Annotated in this window: 11 protein-coding genes; 8 read left to right on the top strand and 3 right to left on the bottom strand. The window is 38.2% G+C overall.

From position 1 onward, the window contains the following. The first annotated feature begins 40 nt into the window (after positions 1-40). From Q0039_RS03320 to Q0039_RS03345, 6 genes are all read left to right on the top strand, one after another. A complete protein-coding gene (locus Q0039_RS03320; protein ID WP_297509027.1) occupies positions 41-2527 on the top strand; it encodes a DUF5686 and carboxypeptidase-like regulatory domain-containing protein in 2487 nt (828 codons plus the stop codon). Positions 2528-2631: 104 nt separating this feature from the next. Continuing rightward, positions 2632-5058, top strand: a complete 2427-nt coding sequence (locus Q0039_RS03325; protein WP_297509030.1) for a sodium-translocating pyrophosphatase — start codon at positions 2632-2634, stop codon at positions 5056-5058. 161 nt (positions 5059-5219) lie between these two features. After that, positions 5220-7484 (top strand): family 20 glycosylhydrolase, encoded by a 2265-nt coding sequence (locus tag Q0039_RS03330; RefSeq protein WP_297509033.1) that lies wholly within the window; start codon positions 5220-5222, stop codon positions 7482-7484. A gap of 1 nt (position 7485) precedes the next feature. Then, positions 7486-8487, top strand: a complete 1002-nt coding sequence (locus Q0039_RS03335; protein ID WP_297509036.1) for a N(4)-(beta-N-acetylglucosaminyl)-L-asparaginase — start codon at positions 7486-7488, stop codon at positions 8485-8487. Continuing rightward, complete coding sequence (locus tag Q0039_RS03340; RefSeq protein ID WP_297509039.1) at positions 8484-9149, top strand: copper homeostasis protein CutC; 666 nt, start codon at positions 8484-8486, stop codon at positions 9147-9149. The genes Q0039_RS03335 and Q0039_RS03340 overlap by 4 nt, the downstream gene beginning before the upstream one ends. Next, complete coding sequence (locus Q0039_RS03345) at positions 9149-11611, top strand: glycoside hydrolase family 2 protein (RefSeq protein ID WP_297509042.1); 2463 nt, start codon at positions 9149-9151, stop codon at positions 11609-11611. The genes Q0039_RS03340 and Q0039_RS03345 overlap by 1 nt, the downstream gene beginning before the upstream one ends. A gap of 21 nt (positions 11612-11632) precedes the next feature. On the opposite strand, the gene Q0039_RS03350 is transcribed toward Q0039_RS03345, so the two are convergent. Next, entirely contained in the window at positions 11633-12247 is a 615-nt protein-coding gene (locus Q0039_RS03350; RefSeq protein WP_297509045.1) for a deoxynucleoside kinase, read from the bottom strand. Then, on the bottom strand, positions 12247-13131 hold the full coding sequence (locus tag Q0039_RS03355; RefSeq protein ID WP_297509048.1) for a hypothetical protein: 885 nt from the start codon (positions 13129-13131) through the stop codon (positions 12247-12249). The genes Q0039_RS03350 and Q0039_RS03355 overlap by 1 nt, the downstream gene beginning before the upstream one ends. 26 nt (positions 13132-13157) lie before the next feature. Here Q0039_RS03355 and Q0039_RS03360 point away from each other — a divergent pair, with 26 nt between their 5' ends. Beyond that, the gene (locus tag Q0039_RS03360) at positions 13158-14093 is read left to right on the top strand and encodes a GLPGLI family protein (protein ID WP_297509050.1); all 936 of its coding nucleotides are present in this window, start codon (positions 13158-13160) and stop codon (positions 14091-14093) included. 22 nt (positions 14094-14115) lie between these two features. Then, positions 14116-16821, top strand: coding sequence for a carboxypeptidase-like regulatory domain-containing protein (locus Q0039_RS03365; protein ID WP_297509052.1), 2706 nt, complete (start codon positions 14116-14118; stop codon positions 16819-16821). A gap of 55 nt (positions 16822-16876) precedes the next feature. Here Q0039_RS03365 and Q0039_RS03370 read toward each other — a convergent pair. Beyond that, a partial coding sequence (locus Q0039_RS03370; protein ID WP_297509055.1) for a methionine adenosyltransferase domain-containing protein occupies positions 16877-17086 on the bottom strand: 210 nt, incomplete at its 5' end.

Raw genomic sequence — 17086 nt, forward strand, 5'->3', positions numbered from 1 at the left:
CTGAATTCTCGGAATGGCTTTTTTAGTTGATTAAAACCGCATGAAAAAAAATCAAATTCTACTACATATTGCCTTATTTTTTACGCTATTTTCTTCTGCGCAGACTAAAGTTAGTGGTATAGTAATCGATAAAAAAAATCAACCCATACCCTTTGCGAATGTTGTTTTTAAAGGCTCAAATGAAGGAGTTGTTTGTGATGAAAATGGTAAGTTTTACATAGAATCTAAAAAAAACCATACGGTTATCGTTGTTGCATTTATGGGCTATACATCCAAAGATGTCGAACTAGAAAAGCCTGTAATCTACAATCTTAAGGTGGTCTTAAATGAAGAACAAGTACTTCAAGAAGTAGTGATTTACACGGGAAAAACCTCTAAAAAAAATAATCCCGCACTGCGGATACTACGAAAAATATGGGAACGTAAACGTAAAAACGGCCTGCGCCTTTTTGATCAATATGCGTATGACAAGTATGAAAAGGTTGAGTTTGATTTGAATTCGATCGACAGTAACTTTATGAAAAGTAAAGTTTTTAAAGGCATGGAATTTATTTTTGATAAAATAGATACTTCTTCGGTTACGGGAAAAACGTATTTGCCAATTTTTATCAATGAGTCCCTTTATGAAGTCTATGGCGATAACAAACTGGGTAAGAAAAAAGAAATCTTAAAGGGAAATAAAAACTCGGGTTTAAGTAATGGTGATGGTGTAAATACGTTTATTAAAGACTTGTATAATGATTACAATATCTATAATAATCACCTCACTTTTTTTGATAAGAGTTTTACAAGTCCAATTTCTACGACAGGTATCGATGTCTATAATTATGTGCTCCGCGACAGTGCTTATGTTGATAATAAATGGTGTTATAATATTGTATTTTACCCCCGACGTAAAAATGAATTGACGTTTAAAGGCGATTTTTGGGTCAATGATTCCACATTTGCAATAAAAACAATTAATATGGCCGTCTCAAAGAGTGCCAATATTAACTGGGTTAAAGATATTTATATCGAACAGGAGTTTGATGTGGTAAACGACTCTGTTTTTCTCTTGACACGAGATTACATGATGTCAGATTTTTCATTATCAAAGAAAGATGAAGCTAAAGGGGTATATGGAAAACGTACGAGCTTGTTTCGAAATCATAAGTTCAACCAACCGAAACCCGATAAGTTTTACCGGGATGAAGTCAATTTTATAGACAACGCTGTTTATACCCGTAATGAAGAATTTTGGGAGCAAAACCGTTTTGAGAAACTCAACAAAGATGAGGTGGGCGTTTACAAAATGCTCGACACTTTAAAAACGGTTAAAAAGTTCAAGAAAATGTACAATCTGGTTACCATTTTGGCCAGTGGCTACATTCAGAAAGGGAATTTTGATTATGGTCCCATTTTTTCCACATTTGGATATAATGTTGTAGAGGGAATTCGATTGCGTACTGGAGGACGAACGTATTTTGGCCCCAACGACAAATGGCGTATTCAAGGATATACAGCATTCGGTTTTGATGATTATAAGTTTAAATACGGAATATCTGGAAAATGGATGGTAAACACCAAAAACCGTCTGATTATTTCGGGAGGAAATCGAAGGGATATCGAACAAATTGGTGCAAGTTTAACCACAACAAACGATGTGTTAGGGAGAAGTTTTGCCTCCTCCGGAATTTTCATGTCGGGAACCAATGGCAAATTGTCGAATATTAATTTAACCTCGGTTTCAGTTGAAATAGAACCTTTGAAAAATGTCGTGTTTGAAACGGGTTTTTCATTCCGAACCTTAGAATCGGCTTCCCGTGATTTGTTTACAATGGATTATTTTACCGATAGTGCTCGCATACAAACACGGGGTGATTTACGGCAGTCAGAAGTATATTTTCAAACGGAATATACCCCTGGTAAAAAGGCAGTAGGGTATGGCGTAGAACGTCTAGCAGTTGATAATCCGTACAGCCGCTTATTTGTTAAGGTAAGTCAAGGTTTTAAAGGCCTTTTGAATAGTGATTTTGATTATACCAAGCTCCAGTTGTATTATAAACAACCATTTGTAATCGGTCCATTAGGACGTACCAATGTAACGGTCGAAATGGGTAAAACTTTTGGTCAAGTGCCTTTAGGGTTGATGAGTGTTGTGCCAGGAAACCAAACGTATTTTATTATTGGAAACACGTTTAGTAACTTGAATTTCTATGAGTTTGTGACCGACGAATACGTTACCTTTCAATGGGACCATAATTTCCAAGGACGTTTGTTTTCTAGAATTCCGTTATTGCGCAAATTAAATTGGCGCGAAATAGTTGGTGTTCGTGGTGTTTATGGAAATTTCTCAACCCAAAATCAATTGTTAAACGCATCAAATTTAGTCTACAAAGCACCCACTCAACCGTATTGGGAATACAGTGTCGGCATAGGAAATATTTTTAAGGTTTTCCGAATTGATGCTTGTTGGCGTGGAAATTATCGCGATACCCCTGGAACAAGTAATTTTACGATAAAGGGCGAATTTGGTTTTTATTTTTAAAACAACTCCCATAATAAAAACGGAAGTTTTAGGATTAAAAATTTATTTTTCTTTATTTTTGCACGATTTTAAAATTTAAAATTTTATAACTAACTAACCTTTTTATGGAGAAAATGTTTATCTATCTGCCTATTGCAATGGCAGTATTAGGACTCATATTCATGGGGATCAAAGCCTCATGGATAAACAAACAAGATGCTGGTGATGAGCGTATGCAAGGAATCGCTAAGAGTATTCAAGAGGGCGCTATGGCGTTCTTAAAAGCAGAATACCGTATTTTAGCTATTTTCGTTGTTATCGCATCGGTAGCTTTATTTGCCGTTTCACAAATTTCTGGAGTATCGCATTGGATGATTGTTGTTGCTTTCATCTTTGGAGCAATCTTTTCAGCCCTAGCAGGAAATATTGGAATGCGTATTGCTACAAAATCAAATGTACGTACAACACAAGCTGCTAAAACAAGTTTACCACAAGCATTAAAGGTATCGTTTTCTGGCGGTACGGTAATGGGACTTGGTGTTGCGGGTCTAGCTGTTCTTGGATTGAGTATTTTCTTTTTACTATTCTTACACCAATTCATGAACACCGATGGAAAATCATTCTATGATAATATGTCCATGGTGTTGGAAACTTTAGCTGGATTTTCATTAGGTGCAGAATCCATTGCTTTGTTTGCTCGTGTTGGAGGTGGTATTTATACAAAAGCAGCCGATGTTGGTGCTGACTTAGTTGGAAAAGTTGAAGCAGGTATCCCTGAAGATGATCCGAGAAACCCTGCTACAATTGCCGATAACGTGGGTGATAATGTAGGTGATGTTGCCGGTATGGGTGCCGATTTATTCGGATCGTATGTAGCAACAGTTCTTGCTTCTATGGTATTGGGTAACTATATCATTAAAGATATGACTGAGGCAAAAGGATCTCAATTTACAGATGCTTTCGGAAACATGGGGCCTATACTTTTACCTTTAGCAATTGCAGGTATTGGTATTTTAGCTTCAATCATAGGAACGTTCTTTGTAAAAATCAAAAACAATGACGCTAAAGAACCCGAAGTTCAAGGTGCTTTAAATTTAGGAAACTATATTTCATTAGCCTTGACGGTGGTTGCTTGTTGGTTTTTAATTGACAAAATGTTACCCGCGACTATCAACATGAATTTCTTCGGTGAAGGAGTTAAAGATGTTCCTCGCATCAATGTATTTTATGCTACTTTAGTTGGTTTAGCAGTAGGTTTATTAATCTCTGCAATTACCGAATACTTTACGGCATTAGGTAAAAAACCAGTTTTAAATATTGTTCAAAATTCTTCAACGGGTGCAGCGACCAACATTATTGCGGGTCTTGCAACCGGTATGAAATCAACTTTTGGATCGGTAATTCTTTTTGCTGCGGCTATATGGGGTGCTTATTTCTTAGCAGGTTTCTATGGTGTAGCTATTGCTGCTTCAGCAATGATGGCAACTACTGCAATGCAATTAGCTATTGATGCTTTCGGACCTATCGCAGACAATGCTGGTGGTGTAGCTGAAATGAGTGAATTGCCTAAAGAAGTGCGTCAACGTACAGACGTTTTAGATTCTGTAGGAAACACAACAGCTGCTATAGGTAAAGGATTTGCCATTGCTTCGGCTGCCTTAACGGCTTTAGCTTTATTTGCTGCTTATGTTACTTTTACGGGTATCGATGGTATCAATATTTTCAAGGCAGATGTATTAGCGGCATTATTTATCGGAGGTATGATTCCGGTGATTTTCTCTGCTTTAGCTATGCAGTCTGTTGGTAAAGCTGCGATGGATATGGTTCAGGAAGTACGTCGTCAATTCCGCGAAATTCCAGGAATTATGGAAGGAACTGGAAAACCTGAATACGGAAAATGTGTTGATATCTCAACGAAAGCAGCGCTTCGTGAAATGATGTTGCCTGGAGCAATCACGATTATCACTCCCATTATTTTAGGATTGTTAATGGGTGCAGAAGCCTTAGGAGGTTATATGGCAGGAGTTTGTGTTTCGGGTGTGCTTTGGGCTATTTTCCAAAACAATGCCGGAGGAGCATGGGATAATGCTAAAAAATCGTTTGAAGCGGGTGTTATGATTAATGGTGAAATGACTTTCAAAGGTTCTGATGCGCACAAAGCTGCTGTTACCGGAGATACGGTTGGTGATCCATTCAAAGATACTTCGGGTCCTTCTATGAACATTTTAATTAAATTAACTTGTTTAGTTGGTTTGGTAATTGCTCCAATCTTGAGTGATGGTCATAGTACGATCGATAAAAAAGCATGTGCAAAAAAAGAAATGTGTGCTGCAAAAGAAAACTGTAAAAGTGCTTGTGAGGGACAAATGATTGGTAAATGTGATATGAGCAAATGTGCTTCTATGACAAAAGATCAATGTGCCCAAATGTGTGATTCTTTAGGATGTTCAGCAGAAGAAAAAGCGAAATGTTTATCGCAATATGATGCCACTGGAAAATTTATTGGAGGCGGTAAGGACAAAGAATGTTGTTCCGATACTAATCACAAGTAATTTGATATTATTTTCTATAAGTCCCCACTTCAATAGTGGGGATTTTTTTTGGGCTTTAATTGGGGTATTGAATAGTTTTCATTTTTCGGAATTGAATTTAAACTTAGGTTCTCAACAGCGGTGCCTTTTTTATATATTTACGTTACGTAAATAAAATGAGTATGCGTAAACAAATTACATTACTTCTATTAGCCCTCTCAACTCTTGTGTGGTCACAAAAAGAATATCCACTTATTCCAAAACCCACCTATGTTGCATTTAACGACGATTTTTTCACAGTTGATACGACGATTAGTATTGTTGCTCCACTGGAAATGGATGCCGAAGCAGGGGCTCTCATTAATGAAATCCGTTCGCGAAAAAAAGCAATTTACATTACGAACAAATCTACGATTGTAGACGGTTCTATTGTAGTTCAAATAGAACCAAAAATGGCTGCTGAAGCTTATGAAATCGAAATAAATCCTAAGGTGATTTATTTAAAAGCATCGGATTACTCAGGTGTTCAATACGGTTTTCAAACCCTGACACAGTTATTGCTCAATGTTCCAAAAAATCAGCTGCAATTTCCATGTGGACAGATTAAAGATGTGCCAAAATTCAAATGGAGGGGCATGCATCTCGATGTTAGTCGCCATTTTTTTCCAAAAGAAGCACTATTTAAATATATTGACTACCTCGCAGCTTATAAATTAAATACTTTTCATTGGCATTTAACCGATGATCAAGGGTGGCGTATTCCAATAAAAAAGTACCCTAATCTCACAGCGGTTGGGGCCTGGCGAAAGGGTTCAATGTTAGGTCATTATAATGATCAAAAATTTGATTCCGAACCCTATGGAGGAGCCTATACCGAGGCCGATATTCGCGAAATTGTAGCCTATGCTAGTATTCACCATATTACAATAGTACCCGAAATTGAAATGCCGGGTCATGCCCGTGCCGCATTAGCCGCATATCCGCAATATTCTTGTACGGGAGGACCTTTTGAAGTAGCCAAAGAATGGGGCGTTTTGGAAGATGTGTTTTGTCCAAAAGAGGAAACGTTTGCCTTTTTACAAGATGTGCTTGCCGAGGTGATGGACTTATTTCCGGGACAGTATATCCATATAGGAGGAGATGAGTGTCCAAAAACACGATGGAAAGCATGCCTTAATTGCCAAAAACGGATCAAAGATCTAAATTTGAAAGATGAACATGAACTCCAAAGTTATTTTATTCAACGGATTGAAAAATTTGTCAATGCAAAAGGAAAAAAAATAATTGGATGGGATGAAATCCTTGAAGGAGGATTAGCGCCCAATGCTGCAGTGATGAGCTGGCGTGGTACAGAAGGAGGAATCGCAGCGGCTCAACAAAGGCATCCTGTAGTAATGACACCAGGATCTCATTGTTATTTTGATCACTATCAGGGTGAACCCAAAAATGAGCCTCTAGCAATTGGAGGATATACGCCACTCGAAAAAGTATATAGTTATCAGCCTATTCCTACTGAATTAACTGCGGATGAAGCCCAATTTATCTTTGGAGCACAAGCCAATGTATGGACTGAATATATTCCAACATTTGAACAAGTTGAATACATGATTTTTCCACGAATGACTGCACTTTCTGAAGTATTATGGGGTACGGCACAGCCCAAACAATACACCAATTTTTTTAATCGCGTGATTCAACATTTTCCAGATTGGGAGTCAAAAAAAATAAATTTCAGTAAAGCGGTTTTTGAAGTTACTTCCGAGGTAATGCCTAATCCAGGTGGAGAACAAGGCGTGTTGTATGTTTTGAAATCCAACCAAAATCCAACTAAAATCCATTATACGTTAGATGGGAGTCAACCTACCACACAATCGCCAACATTTTCAAATGCGCTGATGATAAAACAATCACAAATGGTAAAAGCGGCTTATTTTGATGAAGGTCAACAAAAAAGTAAAGTTTGTGATCAGCTTTTCACCATTCACAAAGCTACCAGTTGTTTAGTAAGCCTTCAAAATCAACCCGACAGTCGCTATGGGGCAGGTGGTGGCTTTGCTTTGGTTAACGGGGTGAAAGGAAACGTTCAAAAATTTGGCCGTGATTGGTTAGGGTTTTGGGAAAAAGACATCGTAGCACTACTTGATTTAGGCAGTAAAAAGCCCATCACTCATCTCAATCTAGGAACATTAGAGAGTCCGTCCAGTTGGATTTATTATCCAAAAGAAGTGACGTTTGAAATTTCAACCGACGGGATTCATTTTCAAACGCTTCAATCGTTTTCTCAAAAAGAAATTCGGGAAGCCAAAGGTGCTATCGATTGGAAAGGGAAGAAAGTAAAAGCGCGCTTTATAAAAATAAAAGCAATCAATAACGGAATCATTCAGGAGGGTTTTCCAGGCTCAGGAAATGGGTCATGGCTCTTTGCAGATGAGATCATTGTAGAATAATATGGAAAATACCCGAAGAAAATTTATTAAATCGGCCGCGCTAGGTACCGTAGGTTTATCGCTTAGTTCTTGGACATCAAAAGCGGAAGTATTACCCAATCAATCCAATGCTGATGGAACCAAGCCTATCGTTTTGTCGACTTGGAATTTTGGTTTACAAGCCAATGCAGCAGCCTGGGAAATTTTGTCTAAAAAAGGGCGCGCCCTCGATGCCGTAGAAGCCGGTGTCCGCATTCCAGAAGGAGATCCCAATGAACGAAGTGTGGGTTATGGTGGACGTCCCGATCGGGATGGGAAAGTGACCTTGGATGCCTGTATAATGGACGAAAACGCAAACATCGGTTCTGTTGCTTGCCTCGAACATATTAAACATCCGATTTCAGTGGCTCGAGCAGTAATGGAAAAAACACCGCATGTGATGTTGGTCGGGCAAGGTGCTTTAGATTTTGCGTTATCTCAAGGATTTAAAAAAGAAAATTTGTTGGTAGAAGCTTCGGAAAACGAATGGAAAGAATGGCTAAAAACCAGCCAATACCAACCGAAAGTGAATATCGAAAATCACGATACTATTGGAATGATTGCTTTGGATGCTCAAGGGAATTTGTCGGGAGCATGTACCACAAGTGGGATGGCTTACAAAATGCATGGACGGGTAGGAGATTCGCCTATTATTGGCGCTGGACTCTATGTTGATAACGAAGTTGGCGCAGCAACTGCTACCGGTCATGGAGAAGAGGTGATTCGAATTGCCGGTTGTCATTTGGTGGTCGAACTCATGCGTCAAGGTAAAACACCCCAAAAAGCTTGTGAAGAAGCGGTAATGCGCATAGTAAAACTGACACAAAACCGTAAAAAAAATCTCAAAGATATTCAAGTAGGATTTATTGCGCTTGATAAGCAAGGGAATTACGGTTCTTATTGTGTACAAGGTGGATTCAATTATGCGGTACACGATGCATCAGGCAACCGATTGATTGATGCCAATTATTTTTTAAAATCATGACACAACTCGAAATCGCTTGTTTTAACACCGAATCGGCAATCATCGCAGCACAAGCAGGAGCCGATCGAATTGAATTATGCGCCGGAATTGAAGTTGGAGGAACCACACCCGATATAACTGATGTCCGCGATGTACTTAAACAAGTTATGGTTCCGGTCTATGTCATGGTGCGTCCTCGTGGAGGCGACTTTTTGTATACTGATGATGAGTTTGAAGCAATGAAAAAAAGTATTGCCGACCTACAAAAGCTGCACGTGCACGGATTGGTGTTCGGTATTTTACATGAGGACGGAACTATAGATCTAAAACGAAATCGGCTCTTGGTAGCGCTCGCTCATCCTATTCCGTGTACTTTTCATCGCGCTTTTGATCGGGTTGTCGATTGGAATACCGCTTTAGAACAAGTTATTGATTGCGGCTTTTCGACGATTCTAACCTCCGGAACAAAGGCCAATGTAGTGGAAGGTGTCAACGAACTCAAAGCAATGCAAATAGCTGCCAAAGGGCGTATCACAATTATGCCGGGTGGAGGCTTGCGATCGACTAATGTTGCTGGTATTGTTCAACAAACTCAAGTTACTTTTGTCCATTCGTCTGCAATTACCGATACCGGAATTAAAGCAAATGGTTTAGAAATTAAAGCTTTAAAACAACAATTGTAATGCGAAAAGGGCTTATTGTTTTTTTCCTTTGGACTATCGGACTACCCGCACAAGTACTGCAAAAAGACTTGAGTAATTTAACGTGGACTTTTTATCAGTCGGGTAAAAATGAAAAAATGAAGGCAACGGTTCCAGGAACGGTTCATACCGATTTGCTTGCCAATCAGCGCATCCCCGATCCCTTTTTAGAATCTAATGAAAATGAGGTGCAATGGATAGAAAATGAAGATTGGACCTATGAAGTTCAGTTTTCCCTCACCGATATCGAACGCAAAAAAAAGCATATCGAACTTATCTTTGAAGGATTAGATACCTATGCTAATGTTTCCTTAAATGGTCAAACTATTTTGGAAGCTGACAATATGTTCCGAACCTGGAAAATAGATGTCAAACCTTTTGTCAAAGCCCATAATCAGTTAAAAATTCAGTTTAAATCGGCAGTTACGAAGGTAAACGCTCTGGCGCAAAAGTTACCCTTCCAATTGCCCGATGATAATCGTGTTTTTGCCCGTAAAGCTCCGTATCAATTCGGTTGGGACTGGGGACCGCGACTCGTAACGTGCGGAATTTGGAAGCCAGTGAAACTTCAACTGTGGGATGCGGTGCTTATCGATCATGTATTTCATGAACAACGTTCGGTTTCTCCAGAAAAGGCCGAACTTATTGTGCATGTGGCTCTAACAAATAGCCAACTTACGACGGTTGAATTGGTTGTTAATGCGCAAAGTCAAATACTCAATTTGAAAAAAGGAAACACCCAAGTTGAGGTGCCAATCACCATTGAAAACCCAAAACTTTGGTGGTGTAACGGTTTGGGGCAACCTAATTTATATACGTTTCCTATTCAACTGAAACAAGATGGAAAAATAATAGAACAACGCGAATTAACGCTCGGTATTCGTACTATCGAACTCGTCCAAGAGTCCGATGCGAAAGGGAAAAGCTTTTACTTTAAGCTGAATGGAAAACCTGTATTCATGAAGGGATCCAATGTAATTCCGCCCGATAGTTTTGTGCCGCGGGTAACGAAAGCCCAATGGATTAATTTGGTTGAAAATGCGCGTCTTTCCAATCAGAATATGCTGCGGGTTTGGGGAGGAGGAATCTATGCCGATGACGCTTTTTATCAAGCATGTGATGAAAAAGGGATCATGGTATGGCAAGACTTTATGTTTGCCTGTGCGTTATATCCTGGGGATGCCTCATTTTTAAATTCGATCGAAAACGAAGTTGAAGACCAAGTGAAACGTTTGCAAAAGCATCCATCGATTGCCTTATGGTGCGGAAACAATGAGAGTGATGAGGGTTGGCATAATTGGGGTTGGCAAAAAAAATACAACTATTCGGCACTTGATTCTGCCCAGATTTGGAACGATTATCAGCGCTTGTTTCATCAATTGATTCCCAACAAACTCCGTCAATTATTGCCTAAAAATGAATATCGGTATTGGCCATCTTCACCCTCGATTGGTTGGGGACGTAAAGAAAGTCTTACCCAAGGCGATTCACACTATTGGGGCGTGTGGTGGGGAATGGAACCCTTTGAAAAATATAATGAAAAAGTGGGTCGATTTATGAGCGAGTATGGGTTTCAAGGGATACCATCTTTACCCACATTAGAGTACCTTTCAAATGGCGAACCCTTATCGATGCAATCAAAATCCATTCGACACCATCAAAAGCACCCTACCGGTTATGCCATTATTAATGAATACATGCAACGCGATTTTTGGGTGCCTACCGATTTTGAAAAATATCATTATGTTTCGCAGCTATTGCAAGCACGCGGAATCAAGATCGCCATTGAAGCCCACCGCTTAGCAAAGCCTTATTGCATGGGAACCCTATATTGGCAATTGAACGATTGTTGGCCAGTAACTTCCTGGAGTTCGTTGGATTATCTGGGCCACTGGAAAGCAACACATTACCAAATCAAAGAGAGTTTTGCCCCTGTTTTCTTGGCTGTGACACAAAATGAAGCCGGACTTTCGATCGTGGGAAGTACGGATACATTGGAGGAAAAAGCCGGAAAACTCACGGTGCGATTGTTTGATTTTTCTGGGGTAGAACTTTGGAGTGCATCCAAAGATTGTACGTTGGATATTGAAAAAAGCACAATGCTTATGCCGATTTCATTTACAGAATTACCCAAATTTGTAAAAGAAAAATCGGTATTGTTGATGGAGTTTGACAGCAATCATAAAAAAACAACAGCTTACCATTACTTTGTAAAGCCAAAAGAAATGCAGCTTGAAAAGCCTAAGGTGGAGGTGAAAATTATAGGTGAAACTCTCCTGGAAGTTAGCTCAAATACGCTGGCTAAAAATGTATTTTTATATGCGGAAGGACATTTTTTCAACGACAATTTTTTTGATATAATACCCGGAATTCCGAGGATTATCAAAACTGACCGACCAACCGATACAGTAAAAATAATGTCTTTATTTGATGCTATGCATTAAAGAGCTAGACTAGGGTTAAGCCTAAAACAATCCGTTGATTTCAGCATCAATTCGGTTGATAATCGTACCTAAATCTTCTGGATTATTCACAAAATCAATGTTGTCTACATCAATGATTAGCAGTTTTCCTTTGTCGTATTTTTGAATCCAAGCTTCATAACGCTCATTTAAACGACTGAGGTAATCAATTGAAATCGTATTTTCATAATCACGACCTCGCATGTGGATTTGTTTTACCAAGTTGGGGATAGTACTGCGCAAATAAATCAATAAATCGGGCGCTTTAACCAATGACTCCATCAATTCAAAAAGGGAACTGTAGTTTTCAAAATCACGATTGGTCATTAATCCCATTGCGTGCAAATTGGGTGCAAAAATGTGGGCATCTTCATAAATCGTTCGGTCTTGAATAAATTTTTTACCACTCTCTCGAATTTGTAAAATTTGACGAAAACGACTATTTAAGAAGTAAATTTGAAGGTTGAACGACCAACGTTCCATTTGATGGTAAAAATCATCCAAATAAGGATTGTCTACGACATCTTCAAAATGCGGTTCCCATTTATAATGTTTGGCTAAATAACGAGTTAACGTTGTTTTTCCGGCACCAATATTTCCAGCTACAGCAATATGCATTACGGTATTGTGATTTTATAGTTTGTAATTCCTTTGTCGGTAAAAATAGACAAAATTTGTTCGTTACAGTATATTTTTTTGATCGATTTCTCAACAATTTCAAGGGCGTGGATTTTTCCGTTGACTAACGATTTAAGGAAGAGTTGGCCCTCTGCTAGATAAAGTACCTTTTGGTTGTCCAAGAGCTGAAGAATATTTTTTGGAACCGTTCCTAAATCAGTAATCTGTCCATAGATGGTCATCCTTTTCCAGTGGTATTGGGCGTCAATCCAATCCAACGAATTAAAACTACATTGGTAATAATTCCAATTTCCTTGAACGGGATTCCCAATCGGAGAAAAGGCTGTTGATGTTAAATGGTATAATCCTACTTGTTGTAATGAAGCGTCATACACCCAAAGGCGATTTTGGTTGGACATTCCTACACTATTTACTACAATAGGCACAGGCAGGTTTGAAAAGTTAACCGATTGGATTTCGTTGAGGTAGTTGTCCAATAACACGACCGTATTAAAATTTTCATAAAACAACACCGGTCGAAGCGGATTGGTTAAATCTACCTTTTTTAAATCGCCTAATGGTAGATTTTGGTATTGAATGACGGTTTCGTTATTTTTTTTATACAAAACCGAATTTGTGCTGTAAAAATAATTCCCTAATCCATCATTTCCCCAATAATGATCAGCCTGAATAGAAATATGGTCTATCAAAACGAGATTTATTTTATCCACTTGGCTACAACACCATTGGGAAATCAATAAAAAGGATAAAAAACGAATATTTTGCCACATGACGCTAAGATAAATTAAACCTTGGAATAAATAACGGGTCAAATACTTGATTTTAACAAAAGATTGGTAACAAATTCGTCGATGTTTCGTCATATTTGTTATTCTAAACCAAATGTAATATGAAAAATAATATTCTTGCGCTTGTACTTCTTGCGTCGTCTTTTTCGACTTGGGCGCAAAAAGAGTTCCAAGGGATGGCTGTATTTGAATCGAAAACGAGCACAGCCGATTTTAAATCACGATTTGAGGGGAATAAAAACATGACGCCCGAAGTTCAAAAAATGATTGAAGAACGGATGAAGAAAATGTTTGAAAAAACTTTTATTCTGAATTTTGATCGGCAAGCTTCAACCTATAAAGAAGAAGAAAAACTGGATGCGCCGGGCCAAAGCGGTGGTGGTTTTCGAATGATGGCCTCTTTTATGGGTGGCGGTGGAACGTATTACAAGAACGTAAAAGACCAAACCTATACCGTTGACAAAGAATTTATGGGTAAGGAGTTTTTGGTAAAAGATACCTTGACTCATTACAAATGGCAAATGACTGGTGAAACCAAACAAATTGGTGGGTACAATTGTTTCAAAGCGACTTGTGTAATTCCTGCAAGTAAAACCGATTTTCGCAATTTCCGTCCAAAGAAAAAAGAAGAAAGTTCAGAAGAAAAACCGGGGACTAAAGCCGAACAACCGGCCAAAGAGTTAGCTTCAAATCCAGAAAATAAGGAAAAGCGTACCAACTTTATGGAAGATTTTGATTTGCCAAAAGACATCACGATTACAGCATGGTATACCCCAGAAATCCCCATAAATCAAGGGCCTGAAGCGTATTGGGGTCTTCCAGGCCTAATTTTGGAAGTAAACGATGGAAAAACAATCATCCTTTGCTCAAAAATTGTACTTAATCCTAAAGAGAAAGCCGAAATTAAGGCGCCGGATACCGGAAAAGAAGTGAAACAAAAAGAATACGACGACATTGTAATCAAAAAAATGGATGAAATGCGTGAGATGAATAGTGGTCCTGGCGGAAATCGAATGGAGTTCCGTATGTCTCGTTAATGCTATTTGATTCATTTATCCCATGAAAAATTTACTACAATTCGCATTATTTTTATGCTCTTCATTTCTTTTTGCTCAAAATGTCCGTGTTGAAGGTACGGTTACAGAGTTGGGTAAAACACCACTTGAAATGGCCAATGTAATGGCTGTTAATCAAGAAACTAAGGCCGTAGATTCCTACGCAATTACCAATGATAAAGGTCGGTATTCGCTTAATCTAAAAACCAATGCAACGTATACCATTAAGTTAAGTTATATCGGTATGCAAAACAAAGAGATTACCCTGCAAACCAAAATAGAAAATATTACCCAAAACATCGCGATGGAACCCGGAGGGATTCAGTTGGATGGAGTCGAAATCATTAAAGAAATGCCTGTTTCGATCAAAGGGGATACGATTATGTATAACGCCGATTCCTTTAAAAATGGAACCGAACGCAAGTTGGAAGACATCCTTAAAAAACTCCCCGGAGTCGAAGTTAATGCCGATGGTGAGGTCGAAGTTGAAGGAAAGAAAGTCACCAAATTAATGGTGGAAGGAAAAGATTTTTTTGATGGTGACACCAAGTTAGGCGTAAAAAATATCCCTGCCGATGCCATTGATAAAGTTCAAGTTCTTCGCAATTACAATGAAAATTCAATTCTGAAAGGTGTTGAAAATAATCAGGACAATATTGCGATGAATATTAAACTTAAAGAAGGTAAAAAGAACTTTTGGTTTGGAGATGTCACTTCTGCGGGTGGATTTCAACCAGAATCCAAGTTTGATCGCTACAACGTTAATCCGAAATTGTTTTATTACAATCCGAAATACAGTGTTAATGTTATTACCAACATTAATAATATCGGCGAACTGCCATTGACCATTCAAGATTATTTTAAAATCACAGGTGGTTTCCGTAATATGATGTCTAAAGGAGGAAGTAGTTTTAATGTGAGTTCTAATGATTTGGGCCTTTCGTTATTGCGAAACAACCGCGCTAAAAATATTGATACGCAATTTGGTGCCGTTAACTTTTCATACAATCCCTCTAAGTCATGGACCTTGAGTGGATTTGGAATCTATTCGGGTTCCAAGACAGAATTGGAAACCCAAACTGTAACAACCAATTTTGCGAACAATACGATTGCCAATACTGTAGATCGAACCAGTCAAAGCAATCGTTTCGGATTGATGAAAGGAAGTGCCAGTTATAAACCAAGTACGACGTTACAGCTGGATTATGATATTCTTGTAAAAAAATCGGATCAATTGGAGAATGGAAATTTATTCCGAAATATCATTGCGGGAAGTACTGTTTTGGATGAAACCATTTTGACCAATAAAGATCAAGAACCGATTTCGGTGAATCAAAATTTGGCGCTGTATCATGCACCTTCCGAAAAACATGTCATCGCATTTGAAGCCCAACATTTATACCAAAACGAGGATCCTTTTTATAATGCAAATTTAGCTTTGCAGCCGTTTCTTTTGAATGGATATATTACCCAAAATCGCAACGATTACAATCAAAACCGTTTGATTAAAACCCATAAAGTGGATGCCAAATTGGATTATTACTATATGGTTACACCCAAAGCCAATTTGAATCTTACGTTAGGAAATACCTATTCAAAGCAGCGGTTTAATTCATCGATTTTTCAAATTTTGGATAATGGAGTACAAAATAACTTAACTGCTCCTGAAAACAATAACGATGTTTCGTATGATTTTAATGATGTATTTTTAGGGGTGCATTATAAAATGTTGTATAAAAAGTTTACTTTCAATCCAGGGGTAAGTTTGCATTATTATGATTTGAATAACGTGCAATTGGGCTCAAGTTTTAAACAAAGTTTTATGCGCGTATTGCCCGATTTTTATGCATTGTATCAAATAAAGAAGTCGGAAACGTTGACCTATAATTTTGCACTCACCAATGATTTTGCTGATGTTACCCGCTTAGCTGAAGGCTCTATTATAAACAACTATGCGAGTTTGTCCAGCGGAAACAGGCGGTTGGAAAATGCTATTGCGCAGACTCATTCGTTGCGCTATTTCAAATACAATATGTTCAATTTTGAAAATATTAACGCTGCAATTACCTACACACGACGTATGGATGCTATTAAATCACAGACCAGTTTTGTTGGGGTAAACCAAATTTCTACGCCGTTTAATAACATCAATTTTGTAGATGAAACACTCTCCGGTTTTGGTCAATATGGCCGCTCCTTTTTAAAATATTATAAAGCTTCACTATCGACAAATGTGTCATGGTCTAAATTTTATAATTTCCTTAATGGTGAAAGTGCATTATCGCGAAGTGTAAATCAAAACCATACGGTTCGTTTGTCTACCAATTTTAAAAATATTCCGAATCTAGAGTTGGGGTATACGTATTCGATAAGTGAGTTTGAGAATCCACGAAGTATTACCAAATTTTTTACGGATAAACCTTTTGCTCGTATAGAATATTATTTCTTGGAAGGATTTTCTTTTGTATCTGAATATGAGTTTTATCACTATTACAACAGTGATAAAAGTGTAGATAATGAATATGATTTCCTTTCCGCCAGTTTTGGTTATCAGAAAAAAGGTAGTAAATGGGAATACCGTATATCTGGAACGAACTTACTCAATACTAAAGCGTTAAACGACAACTCGTTTGACCAATTCCGAATCACCGATTCCCAGTTTTTTGTTCAACCGCGTTATGTTATGTTAACCCTACGCTACAACCTATAACAAAAAAACCTGACTTTCTCGAGTCAGGTTTTTTTATGAATATAATAATTAAGAACTACAAATTAAAAGCCGCTTTTACGTTTTCTACGTGATCTAATTTTTCCCAAGTAAACAATTCTACTGCTACCGTTTTGGTTTGTCCATCGGGTGTTTTAAACGATTTAGTAACGACTTCTGGTGTACGGCCCATATGTCCGTAAGCAGCAGTTTCACTATATATCGGATTGCGTAGTTTTAATCGTTGTTCGATAAAGTAAGGACGCAT

This window comes from Flavobacterium sp. (genome assembly GCF_027484945.1).
Lineage (GTDB): Bacteria > Bacteroidota > Bacteroidia > Flavobacteriales > Flavobacteriaceae > Flavobacterium.

What these genes read in the sequence shown, in the direction of transcription:
- Q0039_RS03320 (WP_297509027.1), top strand. Translation starts at nt 41, where the DNA reads ATGAAAAAAAATCAAATTCTACTACATATTGCCTTATTTTTTACGCTA.
- Q0039_RS03325 (WP_297509030.1), top strand. Translation starts at nt 2,632, where the DNA reads ATGGAGAAAATGTTTATCTATCTGCCTATTGCAATGGCAGTATTAGGA.
- Q0039_RS03330 (WP_297509033.1), top strand. Translation starts at nt 5,220, where the DNA reads ATGCGTAAACAAATTACATTACTTCTATTAGCCCTCTCAACTCTTGTG.
- Q0039_RS03335 (WP_297509036.1), top strand. Translation starts at nt 7,486, where the DNA reads ATGGAAAATACCCGAAGAAAATTTATTAAATCGGCCGCGCTAGGTACC.
- Q0039_RS03340 (WP_297509039.1), top strand. Translation starts at nt 8,484, where the DNA reads ATGACACAACTCGAAATCGCTTGTTTTAACACCGAATCGGCAATCATC.
- Q0039_RS03345 (WP_297509042.1), top strand. Translation starts at nt 9,149, where the DNA reads ATGCGAAAAGGGCTTATTGTTTTTTTCCTTTGGACTATCGGACTACCC.
- Q0039_RS03350 (WP_297509045.1), bottom strand. Translation starts at nt 12,247, where the DNA reads ATGCATATTGCTGTAGCTGGAAATATTGGTGCCGGAAAAACAACGTTA.
- Q0039_RS03355 (WP_297509048.1), bottom strand. Translation starts at nt 13,131, where the DNA reads ATGACGAAACATCGACGAATTTGTTACCAATCTTTTGTTAAAATCAAG.
- Q0039_RS03360 (WP_297509050.1), top strand. Translation starts at nt 13,158, where the DNA reads ATGAAAAATAATATTCTTGCGCTTGTACTTCTTGCGTCGTCTTTTTCG.
- Q0039_RS03365 (WP_297509052.1), top strand. Translation starts at nt 14,116, where the DNA reads ATGAAAAATTTACTACAATTCGCATTATTTTTATGCTCTTCATTTCTT.